We start from the raw sequence: 9,987 nt of genomic DNA on the forward strand, positions 1-9,987 counted from the left end.
GTCGAATTTTTTGGCAAATTCCAAAAGCTGCTCGCGAGACATCCTATCGGCGCTATTTTTCGTGCGAACCCAAGCGAAAGGATCGGTGATATCGTAGCCCTCGATGGAATTTTTAGCGGGATTTGGGATGATGATGTTTAAATTCTTATCTCCTAAGACCTCCTTGGCATAAAGCGCGTAGAGGCTGTAATAATCGCTGCTAGCAAGCTGGCGCAAGACATTTTGGTCTCCGTTTAGCAGGTAGATCCAAAATTTCGCATTGTGCACGTCGTGAGGTTTCTCAAAGCTCGCCGCCGCGCGGTTAAAAAACGCAAGCGCAGCCCCTTCGTCGTCCTGCATGACGGCATTTACGCCGAGCATAAACGCTACGTCCTTCTCCACGGTTAGCGGATCGACGCCCGTGAGCGAGCGGCGCAAGTGCGGGTATTTGCGGTTGATTAGCGCATCGTTAAGAACCGCTTTGAAGCCTTTTTGTGAAGCTAGTTCGCTTACGAAGGCTGCGTCGGCGTCGATGTCGATCAGAGCGTCTTTGCCCGCGCCTTTTAAGTAGTCGTAATATAAAAAGTAGTTTTGCGCGTTGCGGCTCTGCATAAAATACTCACTTGGATTTTTGTCATTAAATCCGCGCAATAAATTTACGGCATTTCGCGAAGCCGCGTCTTGGTGCTTTTCAAGCTGCGAAGCGAGCGTCTCGCGCACCGACGGGCTTAGCTTGGCGATAAAATTTGGATAGGAGCGCGCCTTTTTGCAGGTTAAATTTGCATCTAAAATATTTGCTGCCGTTACTCCTGCGCAGCGATCCGGACGCTTAGGAGGGCGAATGGCGCCGAAAATTCTATCTAGCTTATCTTTTAGCTTGCCTTTGTAGCGAAAGATACTTTGTTTTAAAATTTTAATCTCCGCTTTGTTGTATTTCGTCTCATCTATTAGGCGATAGATGTAATAGTCCTTGGCTAGCGATTTTGGCTCGTCTTTGATCTGTTCGTAGCTTAAAATTTTACCGCTACTTGCGGCGCACAGCAGTCCTAAAACAAGGCTAAATTTCAGAAATATTTTCAAATGACCGTCCTATTGATGATATAGATTATCGCACTATCAAAGAAGTTAAGCACGAGCAGGATAAGAAGCGGCGAAAGATCAAACCCGCCGAAAGTCGTAGGCAGATAGCGGCGCACCAGCGCGAACACGGGCTCCGTAAGCGCAGAGATCGCGCGGAAGATTTTATAAAATTTACTGAACGGATTTAGGCGGATGAAGCTCAAAACGCAGGCGACGAAAATTAGCATCATATAAGCTTGAATCACGTAGTGAATACTCACTAAAATGCCGTAAAATACGCTATTTAGTAGCATCAAGTATCTCCTTTAAATCAGCGCGGATCAGCGGATACAGCTCGCTAAGCTCCGGTCCATGAGGCGCGCCGGTTAGTAAAAATCTAAGCGGCATAAACAGGCTCTTGCCCTTTAAATTTGTAGCCTGCGAAAGCGCCGCTTTGAAATCATTAAATTCCATTGGAGCGCCGTTTGAGCTTAATAAATTTAAGATCGCTTCTCGCAGCGCCTGCGCCTGCGCCGCCCACTCCTGCGGGATATCTTTCGCGCCGTAGATCGCTGCGATCTTCTCTTTAATCTGCGGGATTAGGCTCGCTTCTTGAGTGTAAAATTTTATCAAAGGCGCAAATTTCGGCTCAAGCTCAAAAAGCTCAGCCAGGCGCTGCTCGCTCGCTCTTTTGATATGCTCGCGGTTTATAAAGGCTAGTTTATCCTCGTCAAATTTCGCCGGGCTTTTTGAAATTTTAGCGATATCGAAAAACTCCACCGCCTCATCCATGCTAAAGACCTCGCGCGGCGTTTTGTTGCCCAGTAGGATCAGATAATTCGCGATCGCCTCGGGCAGGTAGCCGCTTTGAAGCAGCCATTTTACCGAGGAGCTAGCTTCGCGCTTGCTCATCTTTTTGCCTTGGGAATTTAATATGATCGGTAGGTGTGCGTATTTGATCTCACCCTCGTAACCAAGGCTCTCGCGGATCCAGTTTTGCTTTGGCGTGTTTGAAACGTGATCCTCGCCGCGGATTACGAAGCTCACGCCCTGCATCATATCGTCGCAGGCGCAGGCGAAGTTATAAGTTGGCGTTTTGTCCGCGCGCATGATGACGAAGCTGTCGATATTCTGCGGCTCAAATGCGATACGGCCCTTGATCGCGTCGGTAAATTCCAGCGCGTGATCGGGCTTTTTAAGGCGGATGGTAAAGGGCTTGTCGCAGTTTAGTACCTCTTCGTCGCTTAAATACTCGCAGCGTCCGTCGTAACGATACGCCTCACCTGCGTCTTTGGCGGCTTGCTTTTTCGCCTCAAGCTCCTCCTCGCTGCAAAAACAGCAAAACGCCTTTTTCTCGGAGAGCAGCTTGGCTGCGAACTGCTGATGAAATTTTAAATTTTTACTTTGATAATACAGGCTCTGCCACGAGATGCCGAAGCGCTTTAAAATTTCGATGATCTCTTGGTCTTTGCCTTCGATATTGCGCGCAGTGTCGGTATCCTCGATGCGTAAAATAAAGCCGCTTTTATCTTGCAGCGAGCAGATGTAGTTAAAAATAGCCGCGCGTAAATTTCCGATATGCATATCGCCGGTGGGCGACGGAGCGAAGCGATACAATTTAGGTCCTTTGGGTTTAAATTTAAGCTGGGATTATACTTTTTACTTCCTAATAAAAAGCAAAAACAAAGCAAAAATAGGCTAATATCGGCGCATTTTATTTAAGGAGACAATATGAGTTTCATTCAGGAATTCAAAGAATTCGCGATGAAAGGAAACGTCATCGATATGGCGGTGGGCGTCGTTATCGGCGGGGCTTTCGGCAAGATCGTAACCTCGCTAGTAAGCGACATCATGATGCCAGTTTTAGGACTTCTTACGGGAGGCATGAATTTTACAGATCTTAAGATCGTGCTAAAAGAAGCGGTAGGGCAGACCCCGGCCGTTACGATAAACTACGGCTCGTTTATCCAGGTAACGGTCGATTTTATAATCATCGCGTTTTGTATATTCTGCGCGATCAAGGCGATCAATAAGCTTAAAAAGCCTGCCGAGCCTGCGCCGGAGCCTGCCGCACCTGCCGAGCCTAGCGAAGAGATTAAACTTCTTACCGAGATAAGAGACCTGCTTAAAAAATAGGTTACGGCGATGCTTGAGAGAATTCCTTATTTTAAAGCTCTAAGCGCAGTGCAAATCGATCGTTTGGGGCAGATTAGCATCCACAAAAGCTACAAAAAGGGCGAAATCTTATTTTTCGAGGGCGAGCGCTCGCAGTATCTATTGATCCTGCTAAAAGGAATTTTAAAAATCTATAAAACCTCCGCAAAGGGGCGTGAGATCCATATGCGCGAGATCCGCCCCATCTCGCTCGTGGCGGAGATGGTAAATTTCGAAGAGACGAGCTATCCTGCAAGCGGCGTGTTTTCAACAAACGGCGAGGTGCTAAAGATCGATTATGAAAAATTTAAAAACGAGTTTATGAGCGATCCAAAGATTTGCCTGGAGCTTTTAAAATCGATGTCTGAGAAGATCCGAGCGCTAAATGCGGTCTTTGATAATCAAGTCGTGCTTAGCTGCGACGGCAAGATCGCTAAGTTTATCAACGAGAATTTCGATATTTTTATGAGCACAAAATACACTAGAATAGCCAAAATTCTAAATGTTACCCCCGAAACATTTTCGCGCACCATCACTAAATTTAAAAAGAGCGGCGCGCTAATTTTAGACGATAAGCAAGAAATCACGGGCTTTGATAAAGATAAGCTGGACGAGTATATCCAAGGCTAGAGTTTGAAAAGCGCCTATATTTTCCCGATCGTCGGCACGGTTTTATTTCTGTTTTTTAATCTTTACGTCTACAGATCGATCAGCGCGCGCTTTACACCATATAAAAATTTTGTGATCTTTCGCCCTGTCTTGAGCTTACTTTGCGTATCTTTAGCAATTTTAGATGCAATATTTTTTGCGGGTTTTGGGCTTAATGGAAGCTTTAAAAACGAGCTGCTTTATAAGCTATGCGTATTTTGCATGGCAGCGTCCTTTTCGCTCTTTTTTATCTGCCTTGCTTACGATGTGCTAAGTGCCGCTGCGCATGTGATTAAATTTAGCGAAAACAGGCGAAAATTTTTAAAAACCTTCATCGACGTAACCTTTGTGATAATGGCGTTTAGCTATATTTTTAAGGGGCTTTATAATGCACTAAAAATTCCAAAAATCACCGAGCGCGAAATAAAAATCAAAAACTTAGCTCGCGAGCTAAGTTTTGCCGTCATCTCGGACGTGCATCTGGGCGAGTTTTTGAAAAAGGAGTTTTTGCAAGGCGTCGTAGCGCAGATAAACTCGCTAAATTACGACGCGCTGTTGATCGTGGGCGATATGTTTGATCTGCGCTCGGATGAGCTCGGGGATATTTTGCAGCCTCTTGAGGCGATCAAAAAACCCATCTTTTTCGTCACGGGCAACCACGAGTATTACCGCGGCGACGCAAGCGGGCTTATCGCGGCAATGCAAAAAGCGGGCGTGCGGGTGCTGCAAAACGAAAGCGTGGAATTTGAGGGGCTAAATTTAATGGGCGTGCACGATCTTAGCGGCTTTCGCTTCGGATACATGCAGCCCGATCTAAGTGCTGCGTTAGCGCAGGCGGATCCCGATAAGCCTAAAATTTTACTCGCGCATCAGCCCAAATACGTCGTGGACTTCGTGCGCGACGAGGTCGATCTGTGTATCTGCGGACATACGCACGCGGGGCAAATTTTTCCGTGGACGCTTTTGGTGCTACTTAGCCAGAAGTATCTTTACGGGCTGTATAACGACGGGCTGAAGCAAATTTACGTAAGCAGCGGCGTAGGGTTTTGGGGCCCTCCGATAAGGGTCTTTGCGGATGCCGAGATCGCGCTGCTTAAGCTTAGAAAGGCATAGATGAGAAGTTTTATTTCGAGGATTTTTGGGGTTATCGCCGCGTTGAAATTCCCTAAATTTATACAAAATTTTATCAACCGCAAATATGTGGAATTTTTCAAAATTGATATGAGCGAATTTGATCCGCCGCAAAGCTACGCGAGCCTAAACGCGCTTTTTACTCGCCGCTTGCTACGTCCGCGCGAGATAGCGGCAGACGAGCGAGCTTTTATAAGCCCTAGCGACGGCGTGATCTTTGAGAGTGGGACCTGCGCCGATCTGCGAGCTTTTAGCGTAAAAGGCTGCAAATATAGCCTTAGCGAGCTGCTGGGGCGCACGTTTGCGGCAAGCGAAAGCGGCGGAGCGGTTAAAAATTTAGATGGCGGGGCGGTTGCTACGAACGGGAGCGGCGAGGTTGGAACCGGATGCGCAAAAGATGCTGGCGCAGGGATGAAATTTCGCGCCGTGCAAGTAAAAATTATGGGCGATGAAAACGGCGCAACTTATTCCGCGAGCGGCGTGCGAGCTGAAATTTACAGAGATGAAAATAGCGCGAGCCTCGAAACGAGCGCAGAGGACGCCCAAGGCGGCGAAAATACAAAGAGCGTAAATTTAAGCTACACAAACATCTATCTAAGCCCGCGCGATTATCATCATTATCACGCGCCGTGCGACCTGAGCGTGCTGCAGGCGCTTTACATACCTGCTGATCTTTACAGCGTGGCGAAGAAATTTTTACTTAAAATTCCAAACCTCTACGCTAAAAACGAGCGCGTGATTTTAAAGTGCAAAATGCGAAATGGCGGGATTTTGTGGATGGTCTTCGTGGGTGCTTTAAACGTAGGTAAGATGAGATTTGATTTCGATGCGCGAATACAAACGAATGCATGCGCAAGTAGAGCTGAGGCGCTTTACGAATATGAAAATTTAAACTTTAAAAAGGGCGATCATTTGGGAAATTTTGAGCTGGGCTCAACGATCGTGCTCGTAGCGCAAAACGAGTTTTTGAAATTTGAAATCTCGGCTGATACATCCGTAAAATTCGGACAAAAAATCGCAGAATTTAATGAAATTTCACAAAATTCCATTTAAAATGCAGGATTTTTTCTTTAACTAAAATTAATTTTATTTAAATTTGGCTATAATCATCTCACTTTAAATCAAAGGATTTAACATGAAAAATTTAAAAGCTTTTACGATGATAGAGCTTGTTTTCGTCATCGTCGTTTTAGGTATTTTGGCGGGCATTGCGGTGCCTAGATTAGCCGCTACGCGCGATGATGCTACGATCGCTAAGATGCGCGGAGACATCGCTGCTATTAGAAGCGGGCTTTCGCTAGTTAGAAGCGAGAATATGATGAGGGGCGTGACTACGTGGCCTGGTCTAGAAGCTAATCCGGATGTAGCCGGCACGCTTTTTGAAGGTGTTTTGCAGCAGCCCATCTATCCAATGAAAGCTGGTGGCAGAAACGGCTGGAGCTTAGTTGCAAACGGTAATGCTAATGCGACATCCACATATACAGCTACCGTTGCCGGTCAATCAACTACTTTTAACTACTATCCGACTGCTGATTCTAGACCTGCGGGCTCAACGGCTAATGTCGGTTCGTTCGACTGCAATCATCAACAGCCTCTTTGTCAATCCTTAGCTCAATAGCTAAATGCTCTATTATGAAGTTGCGGTTTTGGGCGCCAGCCTAAAGCCGCTTACTTATAGTTCAAATTTTAAAATTCCATCTTATCAAATAGTATCCGTTCCCGTAAAATCGAGCGTCAAATCCGCCGTGGTTCTGCGCGAGGTTGCAAAGCCAAACTTCAAAACCAAGGAAATTTTAGAGATTTCGCAGCTTAAATTTAGCCCGTTTCAGATCGCACTTGCAAATTTTATAGCACACTATTATGTTTGCGAAAAGGGCGTTGCTTTCGGGATTTTTGAGCCTGCGAGCGATACGACGCAGGATTTGCGGAATTTGCAGGAGGATCCTATGACCGAGCGGAATTGCGCTTGCGAGCAAATTCCCGTTGGTGAGTTGGTCTCCGCTTGCAAACAAGCTTCTACCCGCGAACAAAATTTTATTTCCGAGCAGAATTCCATCACCACACAAAATTCTACGCTCGATGGGAATTTTAATGCCACACAAAATTCCGCCTCAATTCAAAATTCTGAATTGAGGAGGAATTCTACTACCGCAGAAAATTCTGTTACTGTCATAAATTCCGTCATCGCGCCAAATTCCATGCAAAAGCAAAATTTGAAGCAGGCGCAAGATATTATCTCGCAAAATTTGGCGTTAAATTCTACCGCCAACTCTATCCAGGTGTTTGACGACGGGCAAAATTCCGCTTCAGTGCAGAATTTCACATCAGATCAAAATTCCGCCGCCATGAAGACCGCCATAAATTTTGCCGCTGCGCCGGGTTCGGCGCATAAACAAAATTTCGCCATCGCGCAAAATTCTATCCAAGAGTGGGATTTTGCCGATGGAGAGAATTCCGTTTCGATTCAAAATTCTACTTCAGCGCAAAATTCCGTCCTAATTCAAAATTTAGACGCTACCGCGCAAAGCTCCATCTCGCCGTCGCTATCTCCGCTTCAAATAGGTAAAATTCCAAACCTTACCCCCGCGCAGGAGCAAGCGCGTAAATTTGCCGAAGCCAATGAGACATCGCTGATTTTCGGCGATACGGGCAGCGGCAAGAGCGAAATTTATATCGCGCTGATCGCGCAGGCGCTCGCTGCAGGCAAGCAGGCGCTGTTTTTGATGCCCGAGATTTCGCTAACGCCGCAGATGACGAAGCGGCTACAGAGCTATTTCGGCGAGCGGCTCGGCGTATGGCACTCTAAAATTTCGCCCAAAAAAAAGCGCGAAATTTTAGAGAAATTTAACGCAGGCGAGATTCGGCTCATCGCGGGCGCTCGCTCGGCGCTGTTTTTGCCTTTTAGCGATCTGGGGCTCATCGTCGTGGACGAGGAGCACGACGACAGCTACAAATCCGCCGCCGCGCCTCGCCTAAATGCCCGCGATGCCGCGATTTTCGTCGGCAAGAAGCTTGGCATCCGCGTGGTTTTGGGCTCTGCGACGCCCGCGCTTAGCACCTACGCGAAGCAGCCGCACTTCCGTCTGCGCGGCACCTATTTTAGCAGTGCCAAGCGCTTCATTTTCGACGAGGGCGAGACGGCGCTGAGCTCCAAAATTTTAACCGAGATTGGGCGTAGCCTCGAAGCGGGCAAGCAGGCGGTCCTGTTTTTGCCGACGCGCGCGAACTACAAATATATGGTCTGCGAAAACTGCGGGCAGATCGTGCGCTGCCCGTTTTGCGCCGTCGGGATGAGCTATCACGCGGACGCTGCGGCGCTAAAGTGCCATTACTGCGGCTTTAGCACGTTTTACAGGGCGTCTTGCGAAAACTGCGGCGGCGAGGTGATGCAGGCGCGCAAGATCGGTACCGGCGAGCTTGCGGCACAGCTTGCGGCGCGTTTCCCAAGCGCCCGCATCGCGAAATTTGATCGCGATGAGATTACCACGCAGCGCAAGCTTGAGGCGCTGCTAAATAACTTCAACGCCCATAAAATCGACATTCTGGTAGGCACGCAGATGCTTAGCAAGGGGCACGATTACCATGGCGTGGATCTTGCGGTGATAATGGGGATCGACGAACATCTGAGCTATCCCGATTTTAGGGCGCGCGAAAAGACGCTGGCGCTTGCGATGCAGGTGGCTGGCCGCGCGGGTCGCTCGGGGCAGGGCAGGGTCGTCATACAGACGCGCCAGAGTGGCTTTTTTAGGGATTATATCGAAAACTACGATGATTTTTTGCGCGACGAGGCGGAGTTTCGCGAGGGGCTCTATCCGCCGTATATGCGGCTTTTGCGCGTGCTGATCTCGCATAAAAACGAAAACGCGGCGAGCGAGATAATGAACGTGGCGCTTGAGCTTTTGCGCCGCAAACAGGCGGGAGACAGCGCGTTTGCATCGCGTGACGGGCTAGACGCTAGGAGAGCAAATTTAAGCGCTTTAAATTTAGAAAATTCTGCGCAGCAGAGCGGCAAGCAAATATCAAATTTTAAATTTCAAAGCTCGGATCTGTGTGGGGGCGATGTAAATTTAAACCGCCAAAACGTTTCAAATTTAAAAAATGCCGCGCAAATTTCAGCTTGCGACGCAGGCGCAGGTAGCGTAAATTTAAAGCCTGAAAGAAACGAGATCGCGCAAAATTTTATAAATTTAGCGGCCGAAAATACTGCCGAAAATTCCGTGCAGTATTTGAAAGAGAAGACGAGCGAGAGCTTTGAGATCATCGGCTACGGCAAGGCGGGCATCGCCTATATCGCGTCGAAATTTCGCTTTGAAATTCTGCTGCGCGCTAGCTCGCACGTGCCGCTAATCAACGCCGCGCGCGCGCTTGAGCATCTGCCCGTCGAAATCGATATGGATCCCGTAAACTTCGGCTAGACGGAGCTTTTAAAATTCGAGCGAAATTTTATTCATTGCGGACGCTTTTTTGCAGCGTTTGTTTGCGGAACGGGCTAAAAAAGAGTGGCAAAATTTCGGGCAAAATTTAAGGAGACGATTTGAGCGATAATTTAGATGAGCTAAGAGAGGCCTTGCGCAGAAGGCGCGCGAAGGCGTCTTGCGGATCGCAGACAGATAGTGACAATCCTGATGCTTGCGATCTAAATTTAAAACCAAATTTAAAGCTAGGCCGCTTGGAGCTTGCGGATGATAGCGCAGAAACATATACCGACAAGGACGCGAGCCTTTCGAGTAAGGATAATACCATAATCATAGATTATGACAGAGCCCCATTAATCATCACGGATCATCTATATCGCGATTACGTTAAATATCAATTCCCTGCGATGTGCTGCGTATTTTTAATATTTTTGTTTTTTGCCATCATCGTGGTGGGGCCGCCAGAGCTAGGCGTATTGCGAATGTTTATCCTAGTGCCCTTGCCGCTCATAGAGGCGGCTAGGCGCGAGGGCGAAGCATATTTCGTGATGACGAACTCTACCGTCGCGTATTATAAAAAGGGCGAAATTGTGAAATTTTT

The 9,987-nt window shown here is 47.6% G+C and carries 8 protein-coding genes and 3 pseudogenes; 8 read left to right on the forward strand and 3 right to left on the reverse strand.

The window, feature by feature from the left end; translation table 11 throughout:
* The 3 genes and pseudogenes from Q0537_RS08535 to gltX all read right to left on the reverse strand — a co-directional run.
* Window positions 1-1,059 (reverse strand): annotated as a pseudogene (locus tag Q0537_RS08535) (lytic transglycosylase domain-containing protein); the annotation flags it as partial.
* Complete coding sequence (locus Q0537_RS08540) at window positions 1,056-1,352, reverse strand: YggT family protein (RefSeq protein WP_299227120.1); 297 nt, start codon at window positions 1,350-1,352, stop codon at window positions 1,056-1,058. The pseudogene Q0537_RS08535 and the gene Q0537_RS08540, both read right to left, overlap by 4 nt.
* Window positions 1,339-2,655: a glutamate--tRNA ligase gene (gltX, locus tag Q0537_RS08545; protein ID WP_299227123.1), complete on the reverse strand. Its 1,317-nt coding sequence runs from the start codon at window positions 2,653-2,655 to the stop codon at window positions 1,339-1,341. Before gltX ends, Q0537_RS08540 begins: the two co-directional genes overlap by 14 nt.
* A gap of 114 nt (window positions 2,656-2,769) precedes the next feature.
* Between gltX and mscL the strand changes: the two genes are divergently transcribed.
* From mscL to Q0537_RS08580, 8 genes and pseudogenes are all read left to right on the forward strand, one after another.
* Window positions 2,770-3,174 carry a large-conductance mechanosensitive channel protein MscL gene (gene mscL, locus Q0537_RS08550; RefSeq protein ID WP_297897758.1) on the forward strand — a complete coding sequence of 135 codons (405 nt, stop codon included), beginning with the start codon at window positions 2,770-2,772 and terminating at the stop codon, window positions 3,172-3,174.
* A gap of 9 nt (window positions 3,175-3,183) precedes the next feature.
* Complete coding sequence (locus Q0537_RS08555; protein ID WP_299227127.1) at window positions 3,184-3,822, forward strand: Crp/Fnr family transcriptional regulator; 639 nt, start codon at window positions 3,184-3,186, stop codon at window positions 3,820-3,822.
* Between the two features lie 3 nt (window positions 3,823-3,825).
* The gene (locus Q0537_RS08560) at window positions 3,826-4,953 is read left to right on the forward strand and encodes a metallophosphoesterase (RefSeq protein WP_299227130.1); all 1,128 of its coding nucleotides are present in this window, start codon (window positions 3,826-3,828) and stop codon (window positions 4,951-4,953) included.
* The gene (gene asd, locus Q0537_RS08565) at window positions 4,954-6,024 is read left to right on the forward strand and encodes an archaetidylserine decarboxylase (protein WP_299227133.1); all 1,071 of its coding nucleotides are present in this window, start codon (window positions 4,954-4,956) and stop codon (window positions 6,022-6,024) included.
* An 82-nt stretch (window positions 6,025-6,106) separates the two neighbouring features.
* Window positions 6,107-6,589: a prepilin-type N-terminal cleavage/methylation domain-containing protein gene (locus tag Q0537_RS08570; RefSeq protein WP_299227136.1), complete on the forward strand. Its 483-nt coding sequence runs from the start codon at window positions 6,107-6,109 to the stop codon at window positions 6,587-6,589.
* 4 nt (window positions 6,590-6,593) lie between these two features.
* A pseudogene (locus tag Q0537_RS10435) lies at window positions 6,594-6,845 on the forward strand (primosomal protein N'); the annotation flags it as partial.
* 690 nt (window positions 6,846-7,535) lie between these two features.
* Window positions 7,536-8,864 (forward strand): annotated as a pseudogene (gene priA, locus Q0537_RS10440) (primosomal protein N'); the annotation flags it as partial.
* Window positions 8,865-9,505: 641 nt separating this feature from the next.
* Window positions 9,506-9,987 (forward strand): hypothetical protein (locus tag Q0537_RS08580; protein WP_299227143.1); only part of this gene is annotated, 482 nt, incomplete at its 3' end.

It is taken from the genome of uncultured Campylobacter sp., assembly GCF_938017775.1.
Lineage (GTDB): Bacteria > Campylobacterota > Campylobacteria > Campylobacterales > Campylobacteraceae > Campylobacter_B.

Excerpts from the sequence above, each read along its gene's own strand:
- Q0537_RS08540 (WP_299227120.1), bottom strand. The coding sequence starts at position 1,352 with ATGCTACTAAATAGCGTATTTTACGGCATTTTAGTGAGTATTCACTAC.
- mscL (WP_297897758.1), top strand. The coding sequence starts at position 2,770 with ATGAGTTTCATTCAGGAATTCAAAGAATTCGCGATGAAAGGAAACGTC.
- Q0537_RS08555 (WP_299227127.1), top strand. The coding sequence starts at position 3,184 with ATGCTTGAGAGAATTCCTTATTTTAAAGCTCTAAGCGCAGTGCAAATC.
- asd (WP_299227133.1), top strand. The coding sequence starts at position 4,954 with ATGAGAAGTTTTATTTCGAGGATTTTTGGGGTTATCGCCGCGTTGAAA.
- Q0537_RS08570 (WP_299227136.1), top strand. The coding sequence starts at position 6,107 with ATGAAAAATTTAAAAGCTTTTACGATGATAGAGCTTGTTTTCGTCATC.